16 protein-coding genes and 1 riboswitch are annotated in these 17,217 nt (G+C 63.9%); of the genes, 8 read left to right on the forward strand and 8 right to left on the reverse strand.

The genetic code is table 11. The features are described from left to right. Positions 1-7: 7 nt before the first annotated feature. A complete protein-coding gene (locus J2J99_RS14170; protein ID WP_168300264.1) occupies positions 8-913 on the forward strand; it encodes a LysR family transcriptional regulator in 906 nt (301 codons plus the stop codon). Here J2J99_RS14170 and J2J99_RS14175 read toward each other — a convergent pair. The 3 genes from J2J99_RS14175 to J2J99_RS14185 form a co-directional block, all read right to left on the reverse strand. Further along, the gene (locus tag J2J99_RS14175; protein WP_168300258.1) at positions 876-2,153 is read right to left on the reverse strand and encodes an MFS transporter; all 1,278 of its coding nucleotides are present in this window, start codon (positions 2,151-2,153) and stop codon (positions 876-878) included. The genes J2J99_RS14170 and J2J99_RS14175 overlap by 38 nt on opposite strands. Beyond that, positions 2,150-2,800, reverse strand: a complete 651-nt coding sequence (locus J2J99_RS14180; protein WP_168300253.1) for an ArsR/SmtB family transcription factor — start codon at positions 2,798-2,800, stop codon at positions 2,150-2,152. Before J2J99_RS14180 ends, J2J99_RS14175 begins: the two co-directional genes overlap by 4 nt. Positions 2,801-2,873: 73 nt before the next feature. Beyond that, positions 2,874-3,968 (reverse strand): adenylate/guanylate cyclase domain-containing protein, encoded by a 1,095-nt coding sequence (locus J2J99_RS14185; RefSeq protein ID WP_168300250.1) that lies wholly within the window; start codon positions 3,966-3,968, stop codon positions 2,874-2,876. A gap of 187 nt (positions 3,969-4,155) precedes the next feature. On the opposite strand from J2J99_RS14185, the gene J2J99_RS14190 reads away from it, so the two are divergent. Further along, positions 4,156-4,380 carry a hypothetical protein gene (locus tag J2J99_RS14190; protein WP_010004126.1) on the forward strand — a complete coding sequence of 75 codons (225 nt, stop codon included), beginning with the start codon at positions 4,156-4,158 and terminating at the stop codon, positions 4,378-4,380. Positions 4,381-4,461: 81 nt separating this feature from the next. Here the strand turns inward: J2J99_RS14190 and J2J99_RS14195 are convergent, their stop codons facing one another. Both J2J99_RS14195 and J2J99_RS14200 read right to left on the reverse strand, forming a co-directional pair. After that, positions 4,462-4,767, reverse strand: coding sequence for a GCG_CRPN prefix-to-repeats domain-containing protein (locus J2J99_RS14195; RefSeq protein ID WP_168300248.1), 306 nt, complete (start codon positions 4,765-4,767; stop codon positions 4,462-4,464). Positions 4,768-4,929: 162 nt separating this feature from the next. Further along, the gene (locus tag J2J99_RS14200) at positions 4,930-5,376 is read right to left on the reverse strand and encodes an SRPBCC family protein (RefSeq protein ID WP_168300241.1); all 447 of its coding nucleotides are present in this window, start codon (positions 5,374-5,376) and stop codon (positions 4,930-4,932) included. A gap of 408 nt (positions 5,377-5,784) precedes the next feature. Next, a riboswitch (FMN riboswitch) is annotated at positions 5,785-5,929 on the forward strand. An 80-nt stretch (positions 5,930-6,009) separates the two neighbouring features. Between J2J99_RS14200 and J2J99_RS14205 the strand changes: the two genes are divergently transcribed. Both J2J99_RS14205 and J2J99_RS14210 read left to right on the forward strand, forming a co-directional pair. Beyond that, a complete protein-coding gene (locus tag J2J99_RS14205; RefSeq protein WP_168300239.1) occupies positions 6,010-6,444 on the forward strand; it encodes a 6,7-dimethyl-8-ribityllumazine synthase in 435 nt (144 codons plus the stop codon). A 170-nt stretch (positions 6,445-6,614) separates the two neighbouring features. Then, positions 6,615-7,304, forward strand: a complete 690-nt coding sequence (locus J2J99_RS14210) for a VOC family protein (RefSeq protein WP_168300237.1) — start codon at positions 6,615-6,617, stop codon at positions 7,302-7,304. A gap of 272 nt (positions 7,305-7,576) precedes the next feature. On the opposite strand, the gene J2J99_RS14215 is transcribed toward J2J99_RS14210, so the two are convergent. Continuing rightward, complete coding sequence (locus J2J99_RS14215) at positions 7,577-8,353, reverse strand: DUF1194 domain-containing protein (RefSeq protein WP_168300235.1); 777 nt, start codon at positions 8,351-8,353, stop codon at positions 7,577-7,579. A gap of 105 nt (positions 8,354-8,458) precedes the next feature. Then, the gene (locus J2J99_RS14220) at positions 8,459-9,361 is read right to left on the reverse strand and encodes a LysR family transcriptional regulator (protein WP_168300232.1); all 903 of its coding nucleotides are present in this window, start codon (positions 9,359-9,361) and stop codon (positions 8,459-8,461) included. A 186-nt stretch (positions 9,362-9,547) separates the two neighbouring features. Here J2J99_RS14220 and J2J99_RS14225 point away from each other — a divergent pair, with 186 nt between their 5' ends. Continuing rightward, the gene (locus J2J99_RS14225) at positions 9,548-10,273 is read left to right on the forward strand and encodes an SDR family NAD(P)-dependent oxidoreductase (protein WP_168300230.1); all 726 of its coding nucleotides are present in this window, start codon (positions 9,548-9,550) and stop codon (positions 10,271-10,273) included. After that, complete coding sequence (locus J2J99_RS14230; RefSeq protein WP_168300226.1) at positions 10,267-10,755, forward strand: RidA family protein; 489 nt, start codon at positions 10,267-10,269, stop codon at positions 10,753-10,755. The genes J2J99_RS14225 and J2J99_RS14230 overlap by 7 nt, the downstream gene beginning before the upstream one ends. 52 nt (positions 10,756-10,807) lie before the next feature. Here J2J99_RS14230 and J2J99_RS14235 read toward each other — a convergent pair whose 3' ends face one another. Beyond that, a complete protein-coding gene (locus J2J99_RS14235) occupies positions 10,808-11,347 on the reverse strand; it encodes a Pycsar system effector family protein (protein WP_168300222.1) in 540 nt (179 codons plus the stop codon). A gap of 127 nt (positions 11,348-11,474) precedes the next feature. Between J2J99_RS14235 and J2J99_RS14240 the strand changes: the two genes are divergently transcribed. Continuing rightward, complete coding sequence (locus J2J99_RS14240; RefSeq protein WP_168300220.1) at positions 11,475-15,242, forward strand: FecR domain-containing protein; 3,768 nt, start codon at positions 11,475-11,477, stop codon at positions 15,240-15,242. Further along, a complete protein-coding gene (locus tag J2J99_RS14245) occupies positions 15,242-17,212 on the forward strand; it encodes an adenylate/guanylate cyclase domain-containing protein (RefSeq protein ID WP_168300217.1) in 1,971 nt (656 codons plus the stop codon). Before J2J99_RS14240 ends, J2J99_RS14245 begins: the two co-directional genes overlap by 1 nt. Positions 17,213-17,217: the final 5 nt, after the last annotated feature.

The following is a 17,217-nucleotide window of genomic DNA, read 5'->3' on the forward strand; positions in this document are numbered from 1 at the left end:
CTGCCTGATGCCGCGTACGAACCTCAACGATATCCTGATCTTCATGGCCGTCGTCGATGCCGGAAGCTTCATCGCCGGCGGCCAGGCCATGGGCCTGTCCCGATCGGCAGCGGGAAAGGCCGTCATCCGCCTGGAAGATCGCCTCGGCGCGCGCCTGCTCAACCGCACCACGAGAAGGCTGAGCCTGACCGACGAAGGCCGGGTATTCTATGAACACGGGCTGGAAGTTCTCGCGTCGGTCGACGTGGCGGAAGCGAGCGTGGTGGGTCAGAGCGGCGCGCCACGGGGCGTTCTCAGGCTCACCGTTCCCGATGCCTTCGGGCGGCTCGTCGTGCTGCCCATTGTCGAAAAATATCTTCTGGCCTGGCCCGACATCCAGGTCGAGGTGAGCTTCACCGATCGCAAGGCCGACATCGTCGAAGAAGGTTACGATCTGGCGATCCGGATCGGCGCGATTCCGTCGACATCCGACACCCGGCTGGTCTCACGCGTCATCGCCGCCGACAAGGCGCGGCTCTGCGCCTCGCCGTCCTACCTCGCCGACCGTGGCGAACCGCACCACATTGACGATCTTGCCGCCCATGAGTGCCTGTTTTTTTCCAGCGGCGATCAACGGCAAGGCTGGCGCTTTCGCGGCGAAGGCGGAGCCTGGGTCAAGGCGCGGGGGCGCAGCCGCCTGAGGCTCGACAGCGGCGAGGCGATCCGCGACGCCGCCGTCGCGGGCCTCGGCATCGCTCTCCTGCCCGACTTTGTCGTCGCCGGCGATCTCGCCGCCGGCCATCTCCGCCATGTCCTGCCGAAGCTCGAAACCGACGAGGCCAAGATCGTGGCCCTCTATCCCGACAAGCGCCAGCAGGAATCGCGGGTGCGCCGCTTCATCGACCTGATGGTCGAGGAGCTGGGGCATCGGTGACCGCAGCGGTTTCCCCGTCGAAACCGCGGAAGCTCTTCAGCGCCAAGGGAGCGAGCGTGGCTGCAAAATAGAGAAGGCCGGTAAGCAACAGCGCTGCAGCAAGACCGATGGTGCTGATCAGGGCACCGCCGACGAGGCCGCCGAAGGGGATGAGGGCGAAACACAGGGCCGCATTCAGCGCACTGACGCGGCCGGTCAGCGGCTTGGGGATGCGCTCGAAGATGACTGCCGAAAGGATCGGATTGAGGAAGCCCGAGGCAAATCCCGCGATGGCCAAGGTCGCAAAGACCAAGGGGAGTGGGACATCCAACGCGGGCACCAGAAAGCGCGGAAATCCGGTCAGAAGAAAGGCGACGGTGTAGACCGTGAGACGCGGCAGCCGTTCGCCGATAACAGCCGCAATTGCCGCACCGGCGATGGAGGCGCCGGTGAAGGCTGCGAACATCGCACCCAGCATTTCCGGTCCATTGCCGGAATCCCGCGTCCAGACCGGCAGCAGGACGGCATGATAGGCCTGGTCGAGCAGATTGGTGGTCGCCACCATGGCGATGATGCTAACGAGTACGGCGTCACCGCGCAGAAAACGCCAGCCTTCGCTGAGATCGTCGCGATAGGACGCTGCTGCGCCCCATCGGGCGCCGGGCGGACCCGGTATTCTGGGCATGCGTCGCGGGCTCGGTATGCTCGCTGCCACGATCAGGGCGGCGGCGGCGAAGGTGGCGGCGTTGGCGAGCAGCGCCTGGCCCGGACCGATCAGGCCGATCAGGGCGCCGGCCCCGGCAGCACCGGCCGTCGATGCCAGACGCTCGATCGCGCTGACAACACCGGTCACGCGCTCCAGCGGCACCTCCGCGAGCGCGGCGATATCGGGAACCATCGCCTGTTTGGCGGCATCGGACGGCCCGCGCAGCATGCCCATGGCAAAGACGACAGGCAGCAGCGCCGGCATGCCGAGCAGGCCGAAGAAATCAAGGAGCGGCACCAGCGCCACGACAGCGACCGAGGCGAAGTCGCAGCAAACGGCGATGCGCTTCGGCCCGACTCGATCGATCAGCGGTCCGCCGAGGGCCTTGGCAACGACATATGGCAGCATTTCCATCATCGCCGTCAGGCCCGTCAACACCGGACTGCCGGTCGTGCTCAGCACCAGCCAGGGAATGGCGATGGTGGAAAGCCGCGTACCGGAAAGTGAAAGCGTCTCGGCCGCGGCGAGCGCCAGGAAGGGCCTCTCCCTTCTCATGGCCCACCATCCCCATCGCGATGCGGAATCCGGCCCGGATAGGGGAAGGCGTGCAGCATGACATAGAAAGGAACCATGTCGGGTTGCTGAGACGCCGCCTCGCCCAGCGGCGGCGCCGCCCGCATCGCCTCCAGGATGATATCGGTCAGCCGTTTCGTCAGGGCTTCGGCCTGTGCCGCCGTCATCGGAATAATGATGTCGTCGGCAGCCGTAGCCTTGCGCCATTCGGCCGGCAGCTCGGCATATTCCTCCAGCGCCTGCTGCATCTGGCCGACCTGCACGGAGAGAGCGGCCTGGTTGAAGGCAAGATCGAGATCGAGCCCTTCACCCTCGGCTTCGCGCGGCGGCACCGAGGTCAGCTCGTGGCTCGCGCGCCACCAGCGGTCACGCCGCGAGGCATGCGGCGCTTCCTCGATGAAGCCGTATTGGGCGAGCTGGCGCAGATGATAGCTCGTCGCACCGCTGTTCAAGCCGAGCCGTGCAGCGAGCTGCGTCGCCGTGGCAGGACCGTCGATCCGGAGCATGCCGAGCATGCGCAGCCGGACAGGATGCGCCAGCGCCTTCAGCGCAGCCGGTTCGGGCACGACCCGGCTGACGGACCGGGAAGCAGCAGCATCTGTGGAAGGCTGAGGGCGCGGGCTTTTCATATCCTCAAACTAGCATCGCAAACATATCTTTGCAAAATTTACTTTGCAGAAAATAACGGAGTGCTCCTCGGACTCAACCCTCGGGCAGGGTGAAGACCGCACAAGGATCGGCGATCCCGCGCAAGGCGTGTTCTCCGAGCGGCACGAGCGGCGCCGATGTGTTCGCCGCCACTGCCCCCGAGATCAGCACGCTGCGGCCGAGCGGCTTGCAGAGCCCTTCGAGGCGGCTGACGAGATTGACGACAGGGCCGATGGCAGTGAAATCCAGCCGGTCGGCGGCGCCGATGTTGCCCCACAGGATCTCGCCGAAATGCAGCGCGGCGCCGAAGGGCAGCGGCGCCAGCCCTTGCGCCCGGCGCACCTGGTCGAGATGGGCCATGCCGGCGCGGCTGGCGGCGATGGCCCGCAGCGCCGCCTCGCAGGCGTCACGGTCCCCCTGAGCCTTGCCTGACTCAGCCGCGACCGGGAAGATCGCCAGCACCCCGTCGCCGATGAATTTCAGCACCTCGCCGCCGAAGGCGTGCACGGCGCCGGCGACGCGGTCGAACCAGGCATCGAGCGTCGCGATCATCGCGTGCGGCTCCGTCACCTCGGAGAGCGCGGTAAAGTCGCGCAGGTCGGCGCAGAGAACGGCTGCGCGGATGGTCTCCCCGGTGCCGCGGGCAAGAGCCCCGGCCTGCACCCGCGCGGCACTGCGCCGGCCGAGATAGGCTTCGAGCAGGGCGGCCCGCGCCTCCCGCGCAGCAAGGGCGGAAAGCGGGGCGGCGGCAAAGCGCGCCACCTCGCGCAGACGATCCGCCTCGGCCGGGCCGAAAGCGCCCGTCCTAGCCCCATTGCCGATACCCGCCCAGCCAAGCAGCGGGCTCTCCGGCGAGGCTTCTATCCTTTCCTCCCAGACCGGACCGAGCACGGCCAGCCACTCGCGCCCGGCCTCGACCGGCGGGGCCGCAGCGAAGGCCAGCGCCTCGATAACGGCCCCAGTCTCCGCCCGCCACAGCCAGGTGCGCCGCGCGATGATCGGATGCGGCACCGAGAGCGTCAGCGCGCCGCCGGCAAGCGGCAGACCGTCTGAAAGCAGCCGGCGCCCAAGCTCGGCGAGGAACCGTTCGGGACCGGGCGAGTCAGCGGCCTCGTCAACCAGCCAGGCAAGGGAGGAAGGCAGATCCATGACTTAGGATGACATCGCCGGCAAACCTCCGCAAGCCGACGCTTCCACGCCCGCCCTCCCTCGGCTTACAGGCAACAACACCGTCAAAAAATCCGCCAGTTTGGTGGAAATCAGAGAAATAACACTTTAAACTTGCACGGCCTCGATTCCATTGTAATGTCCTGTCATCCGCCATTGAGGGGTTGCGATGGGCACGACATTCTGGCCGAAAGATCCGCTGGACGGAAACGACATGACGTTGCTGACGTCGATCCTGCGGCGCTGGTGCGCGCGCTATGGAATCGAGTTTACGGCGGACGAAAGCCGTCTGAAGGCGAAGGAACTCGTCGAATGGTTTGAGTTCGGCGTCAAGGACCCGGCAGAACTCGAAGAACTGATCGACGGCAAGCATTGGCTCGTCAGCCGGATCTGAACGGGAAACGCTCGAAATGTCGTGAAAAGAGGCCGGGCGAAATCGCGCCGGCCTCCATCGACATGCCCCTGATCGAGGCCCTTAATCGTCCCAGCGACGGTCACGGTCCCAACGCCGCTCCTCGCGCCAGCGCGGACCATCCCAATGGTGGTGATGCCGCCGTTCCCAGCCCCAGCGCGGCGGACCACCATAGAAGGCGACCGGTGGCGGGCCTCCCCAGTTGCGCCGGCATTCACCCCAGCGCGTCAGATGCCAACCGCGACCACAGGCATAGTCGACCTGTGTGACATTGCTCTGAACTTTGAATGTCCCGGTCGGCATCGCCTCAGCTGTGCCAATCGAGAGGCTGCCAGCGAGCACGGCAGCCGCGATCAAAAGTACCTTCATCGAGAACTCCAATTCAATCCAGCCGCACCGACTCTAGGGCCGCCAGATTGAACCTGCGATGAATTGGACGTTCATCTTTGCGGGCGCGCCAACCGCGGTCGCGGAGGCCGTCCCTTCAGCGACGACAAGCAGTTGGACGTTCCGATGCCCGCAAAAACACGTTCATGTCCTGCCGTAAAACGGATCGGGGCCGGGATCGCGCCCGGCGGCGACTTCGGTCAGCCGCTCGAGATAATGCGCCCAACCTTCCGCATGGCTGGCGCACTGCTCGGCGCTCGGCAGACCGCTATGGGTCAGCCGCAGCAGCGTCCCATCGGGCTGCTCGATCAGGTCGATCTCGACCAGGCTCGAGCCCGGCGGCACCACCTCGCTGCCATCCCAGCCGAAACTATAGGCAAGGCGGTGAACCGGCACGACCTCGCGAAACGAGCCGCGCGCAAAGCGGGCGCCGGTGACGTTAACGAGATAGAGACCGCCCGGCTGCGGCTCGACCTGAGCCTCCGTCCCCATCCAGCGCAGAATCTTTTCCGGATCGGTCATCAGCGCGAACACTGCGGCCGGCGGCGCTGCGATATGCGCTTCGCGGTGAACGACGAAGGCTTCTGGCATGTCTCCCTCCCGTGATTGTTATGGCCTGCCCGTCTCTGTGGAGAGGGCGCTTCCTGCTGGTTTGGCGTCATTCCTCATGGAAGGTAGGCGCAAACAAATGCGCAGCAAGGCCTTCGCCTGCGGCCGGCGCGTCTGCACTCCGTTGCATTTAATCTAGTACTGGCGCCAGCCTCGCCCTTGGCGCCGCCCATCGAGATCAGGCGCCAAGCAGCATCCTCACTCGGGCAAAGCCCGGGCCACAGGGATGCGAGAGGTCGGAGAAGCGTTATCGCCCAAGCGCCACTCCCTCGGACTTCGGTGCGGCATCCTCGAACCGTCTCCTATGCCGAGAGGGCCAAGCCTCGAAACCGCACCGCCACCAAAACCAATTCCCCTATTGCCAGCCTCTCGCCCTGCCCCTATTGTCCGCGCCGTTCTCAGGGCGGGGTGGAAGTCCCTACCGGCGGTATGCAGTTTCGATTGCGAGCCCGCGAGCGCCTTCCGTAAGGAGGGGTCAGCAGATCAGGTGAGATGCCTGAGCCGACGGTCATAGTCCGGATGAAAGAGAACGTGCGTTCCTGCTGCCCTCGCCGGCGGCCGGTAAACGTTCGTGATCGCCTTGGGTGAAGTGTCTGTACGCCAAAGGAGATTACCATGACACCCACCCGTTATGCCTTCGTCAAAGCCGGCTGGCATGCCGATATCGTCGACCGTGCCCTCGAAGGTTTCCAGCAGCTTATTCCAGCTGAGCAGATCGACGTGTTCGATGTACCGGGCGCCTTCGAAATGCCGCTGCTGTCGCGTGATCTCGCGGCCAGCGGCCGCTATGGCGCCGTCATCGCCGCCGCCTTCGTCGTCGACGGCGGCATTTACCGCCACGAATTCGTCGCCCAGGCCGTCGTCGACGGGCTGATGCGCGCCGGCATGGACACCGGCGTGCCGGTGCTGTCCGTTTCGCTGACGCCCCATCAGTATCAGGAGACGGAACACCACACCCAGATCTACCGCGCGCACTTCGTCGAGAAGGGCCGCGAGGCGGCGCGGGCCGCCCTGATGATCGGCAAAACGCGCGCCGCTCTCGCTGCATAAACCGCGGCGAACAGAAGGCGGCGGGAACAGCGCCCGCCGCCTTGCTGCGAAACCGCCGATGCCCGCCACCAAGACGGAAGAATTGATTCGACGCCCTTGCCGCGCTGTGATCCACTCGACCCCGACATGTATCGCCATTCTTAATGCGTCCAAACCTCAAGGAGCTGAAGATGAGCAATGCAATGCGCAGTGAACCCCCCATCGAAAATCCGAAAACGCGGCCTGTCGACACCAAGCTCGAGGTGGTCGTCATCCCCGTTTCCGATGTCAACCGCGCCAAACGTTTCTATGACGGCTTGGGCTGGCGGCTCGACGCCGACTTCACCAACGATGCCGATTTCCGGGTGATCCAGTTTACGCCACCCGGCTCCGGCTGCGCGATCATCTTCGGCAGGAATGTCACCGCTGCGGCGCCGGGCTCCGCCCAGGGCCTCTATCTTATCGTCTCCGACATCGACGCCGCCCGCCGCGATCTCATCGCCCGCGGCGTCGAAGTCAGCGACGTGTTTCATGACGCATCAGGCGTCTATGCCGGCAAGGACGAACCCTATCTCTTTGGACGGCTGAGGATCGCAGGCCGTGATCCCGAGCATCGCAGCTACCGCTCCTTCGCCTCCTTCAAGGATCCCGACGGCAACGGCTGGCTGTTCCAGGAAGTCACCACGCGATTGCCGGGACGCATCGACGCCGACGAGACGGCCTTCTCAACGTCGAGCGACCTGGCGTCGGCCCTGCGCCGCGCCGCCGCCGCCCACGGCGAACACGAGAAACGCAACGGCGGCAAGCACGACGAGAACTGGCCGGACTGGTACGCCGAATATATGGTCAACGAACAGGCCGGCAGGGAACTGCCGCTATAGGCAGTTTCAACAAACGCTTGCGCATTCTCCAACGCCCCTGTCGAGGGAGCGGCATCCTCCAACGTCCCCCATCCTGAGGCGCGGAGGCCAAAGGCCGGAGCCCCAAAGGACGCCGCTCCAACGCTGGTGCTTGCATTCATTCCGCCGGTGCCCCCTCGTCCTTCGCGGCGATCCTATGGACCGCGTCCCGGGATGAGGCTCTGCTGGACGCCGCCGCTTGACGGCGGATGCCGGCTTGTCCGTCAGCGCCATCCCGCGCAGATCACCCTCCATCATCGCTCAAACAGATCCCGCCACTGTTTTTCGCCGATCAGGCAGTCCGTTGCCGGCTCCGTGCCGGCGATCGGCTGCACTGTCGCCGGCGCAGCCAGGCCGCTGATCTCCATCACCAGCTTGCGGCGCACGGCGACGGCGAAGTCCTCGATCTTGCGGACCGGCAGCACGAAGGCGCCGGGGCCGCCGATGACGCAGTCGGCATAATATTTGTCGAGCCCGTCAGGCGCATCGGAAGGCCGCAGCATGAGGGCGAGGCCGTTGATGACCATGCCGGATGCCACCGCCTGGTCGCGGACGGGCGTGACGGGATTGCCGGAATTATTCGGGCCGTCGCCGGAAACATCGATCACCTCCCGCCTGCCCCGGAAGGGGCTGGCGATGATCATGCTGACGCCCTGGGCAATCGCGGTGGAGATCGAGGTGCGCCGTTGCGTGGCGATCGGCCGGGCGTCGAGCTTGTCGGCAAAGGCGATCGCATCCTGCTGCGTCGCGATCACCTGCCAGTCGATCACCGAATCTTGGACGACATAGCCCGCCCATTCAAAATAGCTGATGGCAATGCGGCCGGTGAGCCCGCCCTTCACCGCGTCGATGAATTCCTTGTGCTTGAGCGCCTCGACATAACCCTGGCGCTGAATGCCGAGCTCCTCGAAATCCATCGACCGCGACGTGTCGACGGCAAGCACCAGCGTCACGTCGACCTCGTTTGCCGCAGCCTGCGCCGTCGGCACGACACCGGAAAGACCCATGAGCACGGCAAGTGACGTCAGCATCGGCAATATCCCCGCGCCGTTCCAAGCCGGCAGACTTTACCACAGCTTGATCGGGGCAGGATGCGCCGCCACGCGCAGGGCTTCAATTTTCGGTGATGAAGTCGCTCAATGCAGCGGCAGCCACAACGGATTTTTCCATGCCTTCAGCGCATCGAGAAAAACCCGCAGGCGCAGGGGCAGGAAGCGGCGCGTGGGGTAAACGGCATGCACGAAGATTTCCGGGGACGACCAGTCCGGCAGCACGCGGATGAGCGCGCCGCTTCGGATCTGCTCGTCGCAATAAGTCGAAGGCAGGAGACCAATGCCGTGGCCACGATAGGTGAAGGCGCTGACCGCGGCGAAATCACGGCTCGATGCCGGCCCCGACACGCGCACGTCAACCGATTTGCGGCCGCTGATGAGATGCCATTCCGCTTCTCCGTTGCGCCCGTTCAGGAGCACGCATCGATGGTCCTTGAGGTCTTCGGGCTTCGTGGGAAGCGCCCTGCCCCTGAGATAGTCGGGCGCGGCGACCAGATAGCGCACGCTCTTGCCGAGCCGCTGCGCGACGATGGTGGAATCCTTGAGTTCGCCGAAGCGGATGCCGAGATCGATATTCTCCGCGACCAGATCGAGGAAGAGGTTGGTGACGAAGAGATCGACCTGGATCTCCGGATAGGCCTTCAGGAAATCGGAGATGAGTTCGTAGAAGACCTCCTGGCCGAAAATGACCGGCACCGAGATCTTCAACAGACCTTCCGGCTTTCTCTGCGTTTCGGTGAGCGCCTGCTCGGCGTCGATGAGATGGGCGAGTGGCTCGCTGCACCTGTCGTAATAGGCCCGCCCCTGCGCGGTGAGGCTGAGCTTGCGGGTCGTGCGCTGGATCAGCGTCACGCCGAGCTGCTCTTCGAGCGATGTCACCTTGCGGCTGACGGTCGAGACAGGCATCCCGAGCGAATGGGCAGCGCGGCTGAAGCTGCCATACTGCGCCACCTTGACGAAAACGACGATGTCGTTGAGATCGGCCATGCCGCTATTTTTGCACTGATGCAAAAGAGAATCCAGATATTTCCATCTAATCGGGCAATCAGGTTTTCGCCATATTCACCTTGCGAAAACAACCAGCAACCCGATGGCGGCGCGATCGCGGCGGCCCCATCGCGAGCAACCCGCCTTGCCAGGCCTGCGTTGCCCGACCAGATTATGGAGTTCAACATGACCAGGCAAAAGACTGTCATCGTCACGGGCGCCTCGCAGGGTATTGGTGCAGGCCTCGTCAATGCCTTCGTCGAGCGCGGCTATAATGTCGTCGCCACCTCGCGTCAGGTCAGCGCCTCGGATGCCTTTCAGGCTTCAGACAGGCTGGCGCTTGTCGACGGCGACATCGGTGATCCCTGTACCGCGGCGCGCGTTGCTAAAACCGCGATCGATCGTTTCGGCTCGATCGACGCGCTCGTCAACAACGCCGGCATCTTCCTCACTAAACCCTTCATCGATTACACGATGACGGATTTCCGCAAGCTCTCCTCGACCAACCTCGAAGGCTTCATTCACCTGACCCAGCATGTCATCCGTCAGATGCTGGCCCAGAAGACGGGCGGCAGCGTCGTCAGCATCACCACACCGCTGATCGACCATCCGATCGCCGGCTTCTCCGCCTCCGTTTCGATGATGACGAAAGGCGGTATCGACGCGATCTCCAAGAACCTTGCGATGGAATATGCAAGTGAGGGAATCCGCGTCAACACTGTCGCCCCCGGCGTCGTCGACACGCCCCTGCACAAGGATAATCCAAAAGATTTCCTGAGGACGCTGTCGCCGATGGCAGGCATTTCGAATGTCGATGAAATCGTCGACGCAGTGGTCTTCCTCACTGAAGCTCCGCGCGTCACCGGGGAGGTGCTGCACGTCGATGGCGGCGCACATCTGGGCAAATGGTAAACCGTGAGAATGCGCAGGCAGCCGGCGCGGAACATCGGCTGCAGGAACTCGGCATCACCCTTCCCCCGCCGCCGACACCCTTCGGGACCTATGTCGAGGCGATGAGAACCGGCAATCTGGTCTTCTTCAGCGGCATGCTGCCGGTTGTCGGCCACGAGCCCCGCTATATCGGTCGTGTCGGCGGCGCGCTGACATCGGATGACGGCCGCAGCGCAGCCGAGACGGCGACGCTGAGCGCGCTTTCCGCTGCCCGGGATTGCCTCGGTTCGCTGGACAGGGTCGTGAGGGTCGTCAAGCTCGGCGTCTACATCGCCACCGAAGGCGATTTCCGCGATCATCCCAGGGTCGCCGACGGCGCGTCCGAACTGCTGCTTGCGGTTTTCGGCGACGAAAAGCTATCCGGCCGCGTCGTCCTCGGCGTCGCCAGCCTGCCCCTCGGCATGCCGGTCGAGATCGAACTCGTGATCGAAGTCGCGGATTGAATGGTCAGGGCGCGCCTCTCGGCGCGCCCTGCATTCTTGCCCTCGCCTGCGCTCAGCCTGCCGCCAACAAGAGCACATAGGCAATGACACTCACCATCAGCCCGCGAAAGGCGAAGGTGACGCAGCGGTATTTGTTGCGGGCTATGGCGGAGAGGATGTTGGCGTTTTCGAGATACTGGTCGAACAGATAGCGCTCGTCGCGGCGAAGAGCCGCGTCGAAAAACATGTCGCGATGCTTCGGCCAGGCGCCCCAGAACAGCGAGGTGGACGTGCCGAGATGCCGCGGCAGCACGACGAGAATCGCCGACAGGATCGAAAAGACCGAGGCTGCGGCAAGCAGGCCGGAGAAGAGCACGCTGCCCGAGGTGCCGCCGGTATAGCGCGCTAGGCTGAAGACCGCCCTCACCTCGCTGGAGCTGACCAAAAAGGCGAGCATAAAAGTAAAGATATAGGCGGCCTTCTGATCGGAAATCTTGATCTGATCATAAAATATGTCGTTGATTTTCTTGATGTGGTCGAAATACTCGGCGCTGACGTCTCCGCTCGACGGCCTGCTCAGCATAACCTCCGTGGCACTTTCGAATTCGCTCACCTGAATACTCCACCCTCAAAGTGTTTCCCTGATAGTACACTTTGGAACGAAAGCAAGAACACGTGTGCAACATGCTTGACTTTTCCACTCTACACGGACAAAGGGGAAGCGGGTATGGGGCGGAGTCATGCGCGGTTATTCCAATAACATCTGTCGCGTCGGGGTGGCGCTGGCGTTTGCAGTGCCCGGCTTCGGGCTGCCGGCGATGGCCGATCCCGTGCCGCGCGCAACGCCGGTCGCCGGCTCCGTCATCGCCCGCAAGACCGGCGAGGAGGTCCGCTTCATCGACGTGTCGGACTGGCGCGTCGTCGATATCAACCAGGATCTTCTGACCGGCGACGTGCTGCGCACCAATGCCAACGGCCAGCTAGCCATCGTCTTTTCCGATCACACCCAGGTCCGCCTCGGCCGCAATTCCTCGCTGCAGGTCAAGAAGATGGCGGCGAGCGGCGATACCGTCCTTAGCCTGCAGTCCGGCACCATCTGGGCGCGCGCCGAGCGCGGCGGCCAGGGCCTGACGGTCGAGACGCCTGCGGCCGCAGCCGCCATCCGCGGCACGGACTGGACGATGACCGTCGAGGGCGCCAAGACCTCGATGATCGTGCTGGAAGGCCGCGTGGCGCTCTCCAATCCGCAGGGCAGCGTCGAGGTGAGCGAAGGCGAAGGGGCCGTCGCCACCATCGGCCAGGCGCCGACCAAGATCATCAGCGTCAATCCCGACGACCGCGAACAGATGCTGTTCTATCTGGACCTGCGCGACGGCTTCGACCTGATGCCGACATCGCCGCTGCGGGCCGACCGCATGGCCGCGGAGCGCCGCCGCCTTCTGGCGCTGCCGCCGGAGCGGCGCACGACCGAAGACTGGCTGGAGCTTGCCGAAGTGCAGAGCGCCTTCGACGGCCGCCAGGCCGCGGCCGCAGCCTTGCAGAATATTCGCGGCCGCAAGCTGACGGTGGCCCAGCAGGCGCGCGTCGATCTAATCGACGCCACGATCGCCGGGTCGGAGAAGCGCTATTCCGATGCCGCCAGGCTCTTCCAGAAGGCCCTGCCGCATCTCGACCCGACACGCCGCAACATGGCGCAATTCGGCGGCTATTTCGCTCGTTCGCTCGCCGACCCCGCCCATGCCGAACAGCCGCCGGCCAACACCACCGGCCCCTATGGCGCGATCATGGAGGCCTATACGACGGGCTTCCTGAAGAACCCGCGCGCAGCGATCGAGATCATCAAAAAGGCGGAACAGCGCTATCCCGACGATCCGACCCTGCCGGCGATCCGCGCCCAGCTGGCCGAGCTCACCGATGACCGCGAGCAGATGAAGGAAGCGATAGAGCGCTCGCTGTCGCTCGACCCCGATCATCCGATGGCGCTGTCGGCCCGCGCTGGCTACCGGGCGACCTATGAAAGCGATATCAACGGCGCGCTCGCGGACCTGAACCGCGCCATCGCGCTTGCCCCCGGCGCATCGGGCACGCTGAATTCACTCGGCCTGCTGCAAAGTTCTCGCGATGCCAATGGCGAAGCGGAAAAAGCCTTCAAGAAGGCGATCGAGCTCGATCCGCAGGACCCGCTGCTGCGTGCAAACCTGGCCATCCTCTATCTCGACCAAGGGCGGATGAAGGAAGCCAAGCGCGAGATCGAGACGGCGATCGCCCTCGATCCATCATTCGATATCGCCTTGCTCGCCCGCGGCCGCTACTACCTGCAAACCGGCGAGCGCGAAAAGGCGCTGCAGGACCTGCTGGCCGCCAGCACCGCCAATCCCGGGCATTCGCAGTCGCAGTTGATGCTCGCCGCCGCTCACTACGAAAAGGGCGACCGCATCCCGTCCCAGCAGGCGCTCGACAATGCCGACCGGCTCGATGACAACGATCCGGCAATCTCAGCCTTCCGCACAGCGGTCGATATCGACGATTACGACGCCGACGGCGCGATCCGCAACGCCCAGGAATATCTGCGCCGCTCGCGCGCGCGCGGCGGTGATTACAGTTCGCTCGGCGCCAATGCGAGCGCCGGCTCGACACTCAACAACGCCTTCCGCCTGCAAGGCCTGGATGCCTGGGGCCGCTATTACGGCGATGCCGTCTTCGATCCCTTCAAGGGCACCGGTTATATCGACCAGGCGATCAAGGGCAGCATCTTTCCTTTCGTCAACGCAACGAGCTTCAGCGACGACAATATCATCCAGTACCGCGGCAACGCGTCGAGCTACTCCTCCTTCATCCAGGGCCTGCTGCTCTCACCGCACATGCTCTCCGGCCGTTCGCGCTCGGCGTCGCTGTTCGACGTGCCCTTCATCGAAGGCTCGCTCGGCGGCGGCATCAACAGCGTCGACGGCCATACGCGCCGCATTGGCGAGGCCGAAATCCAGGGTTATTCGAATGCGACGATCCCGATCAGTTTCTACGGCAACCTGACCTGGGAAGAGCTGGCGCTGGACGGTGACTACCGGGACTTCGGCGGATACGCGCTGGACAAAAAACTGCTCGCGGGCAACGCTTATCTGACGGCCACGCTGACGCCGGATGACCGTATCGTCAGTTTCATCAATCATGGCAAAGCCTACGGGCCGCTGAATGCTCTGACGACAAGCACCGCATTGACGGACCGGCTGAATGAAGAATTCTTTCTGCCGTTCTTCGGCGGTGTAATACCGACGTTGGATCTACCTCTCTATCAAAACAGATATGATGAGGGCGAGACGACGATTGGCGGCATCGGCTGGAGCCACACTTTCGGGTATCGGAATGTGCTCAATACCGCCCTCCTCTATTCCGAAGGAAAAGCGAAAAGCGTTTTCGACCAGACGTTTGATGCCTCCGAGCTGACCGGCGTTCCCCCTCCAGATCTTTTTCCCTTCATGGAAACGAGCCTGGAGAGTTCCTCCAAAACCTACATAGCCGCGATCAGCCACAGCATCGGCGATGACACGCTGACCTGGCGATACGGTATCGAAGGCGGATGGACCGATAGCAGCAACAAGACGACGATTCATCTCGATGACATTTTGGGTTTGGTGGGGGAGCGGACATTTGGCCCGGACGACGAGAGCAGCCGCGTCAATATCGGCCGCGCCTATATCGACCTCCTTCATGAGATCACGCCTGCTCTGAAGGGTGAATACGCACTGTTCGCCACGCGCCTGGAAGGCGACGGCACGGATGTCAGCCGGCTTGAACCCCGTTTCGGCATTGCCTGGCAGCCTGTGCAAAATCAGTGGCTGCGCGCCGCCTTCATGCGCCAGGGCCTCGACACGGGCGTACCATCACTGGCACCGATCGGCATCCTTGGCCTGCAGGCCAACCAGTTCTCGGTCGGAGCAGAGGGTTACGCGGATACTGTTGCCCTGCAATGGGATGCCGAGTGGACGGACCGCTTCTTCACGTCGGTCGAATATCAGCATCAGGAACTGCACGATTTCTCGATTGGTCTGCCGGTCACCGGCCTCGCGCTCGTCGACAGCCAGACTTACGGGCGCGGCACCATCGACCGCGCCGCCGTTACGGCCAACTTTGCTCTGGGGTCCGGCTTCGGCCTCTCGGCGACCTATGCCTACATGGATTCCGAGAACAAGGATCCGACGACCTTCAACTACCACGGCGATCTGCCTTTCATTCCGCAAAATTCCGGCCAGATCGCGCTGACCTGGGTCAATGAAGCCAAGGTCAAAGCCACTGTTGCTGCAAACTATATCGGCGAGCGCTCCGGCGATCTGGTTGGCACGAAACTCGACGATTACTGGAGTCTGGACGCCCATCTCATCTGGGAGCCCTTCGACAAGCGAATCGCGCTCGAGGCTGCCGCCTACAATCTGCTCGACGAAGATTTTGAGGTTCTGCCCGACACCCCCGGCTGGGGCCGCGCCTTCAAGGGCACGCTCAAAGTCCGCTTCTGATGCGGGCGCGGGACAAGGCTCGGCACGCCAGGCAGATCAGGAGCCGTCATCTGAGGCTGCTGGTGCTGTCGCTGACCACGCTGATCGCCATCTCGCTCCTGTCGCGCCTGCCCGCCTGGCTACTGCTGGAGTTCAGAAGCTTCGACTATCTTTCGACCGTCGACGATCCCCGTCCGCCACCCGGCGGACCCGTCATAGTGGCGATCGACGAACCCTCGCTCGCCGATATCAATGCGCAATGGCCCTGGCCACGCAGCCTTCATGCCGAGCTCATCAGCCAGTTGCGCGCCGCCGGCGCCCGCGTCATCGGCCTCGACATCATCATGGCCGAGCCCTCGAATCCGGATAATGACGCGGCGATCACCAGGGCCGTCGGCCCCGATGTCGTGTTGGCCGGCGACGAGACGCTGATCGAGACGCCGCAGGCCTCGCAATTGATCCGCGCGACACCGCTGCCGCAGCTGACGGAAGCAGGCGCCGTCACCGGCATCGCCTCGATCGATCTCAGCGGCGACGGCATCTTCCGGCGCATTCCAGGCTATGAGGATGGCTTTGCCGCCATGGTGGCAAAGGCCTCTGGCGTGGCGCCCGAAGCGCTGCCGGCCGGCCGGCTGATCCAATCCTTCGGGCCGGCCCGCAGTTATCCCACGGTTTCCTATTACCAGGCGCTCGACCCGACGAACCTGCTGCCGCCGAATTATTTCAAAGACCGTGTGGTGCTCGTCGGCTTGAGCTTGCAGAATGCACCCGCCATCGACAAGGGCGGCGTCGATGCTTTCGGCACACCTTATACCGTCCACACCGGCAAGCTCGTCTCCGGCGTCGAAATCCAGGCAACGATCTACGACAATATCCGCGGCGGCCTGTCGATCGCCGAAGCCCGGCTGCCGACAGTTGCCGCCTGTATCCTGATATCGGTGCTGCTGGCCGCCGCCACCGTCTGGCGCTCGACGGGATGGCTGACAGTCGTGAACAGTGTGGCGGCCCTCCTCGCCTTCGCGGCCGTCAGCGCCGCCGGCATCCGGCTTGCCCATGTCTTCGTCTCGCCGCTCGGCCCGACGGTCGCCTATATCTCCGTCGTCTTCGGCCAGGCCGCCTTCGATTTTGCCGAGGAGCGACGCAACAAGCGCCAGATCACCCGGGCCTTCGCCCAATATATCTCGCCCGATCTCGTCAAGCGGCTGTCGAACGATCCCTCGCAGCTGAAGCTCGGCGGCGAGCGGCGCACGCTCTCGGTGCTGTTCTCCGACGTGCGGGGCTTCACCACCATCGCCGAGACGCTGAAGGACGATCCGGAGCAGTTGACCGGCCTGATCAACCGGCTGCTGACGCCACTCTCCGACGTGGTGATGGATCACGGCGGCACGATCGACAAATATATGGGCGACTGCATCATGGCCTTCTGGAATGCGCCGCTCGACGATCCTGACCATGCGCTTCACGCCGTCCGCGCTTCGCTCGCCATGCAGGCGGCCATATCGCGGCTGAATGCCCAGCTGGAACGGGAGGCGGCGGAACTCGGCCGCAAGCCGCACGTCCTGAAGATGGGCGTCGGCATCAACACCGGCGAATGCATCGTCGGCAACATGGGCTCGACCCGCCGCTTCGACTATTCCTGCCTCGGCGACAGCGTCAACCTCGCCTCCCGCCTCGAAGGCGCCTCGAAGAATTATGGCGTCGCCTTGCTGCTCGGCGAAGAAACCGCAAGGCTTGTTGCCGCCGACTACACCGTCGTCGAACTCGACCGCATCATCGTCAAGGGCCGCACCGTCCCCTCGCCCGTCTTTACCGTCGTGCATAAGGCCGACGCCGCAGCGCTTGCCGCCCATCAAGCCTTCATCGAGACGAAATATGCCGGGACGCTGGCGCCATCCGATGCCGTTTTTGACAGACTGACGGCCTTTATTCCTGAGCTTGCGGCCTATTACATCATCGTGCGGGATGCCTTGACCGCCGACGGTAAGGAATGATGTAG

Source organism: Rhizobium binae, assembly GCF_017357225.1.
Taxonomy (GTDB): domain Bacteria; phylum Pseudomonadota; class Alphaproteobacteria; order Rhizobiales; family Rhizobiaceae; genus Rhizobium; species Rhizobium binae.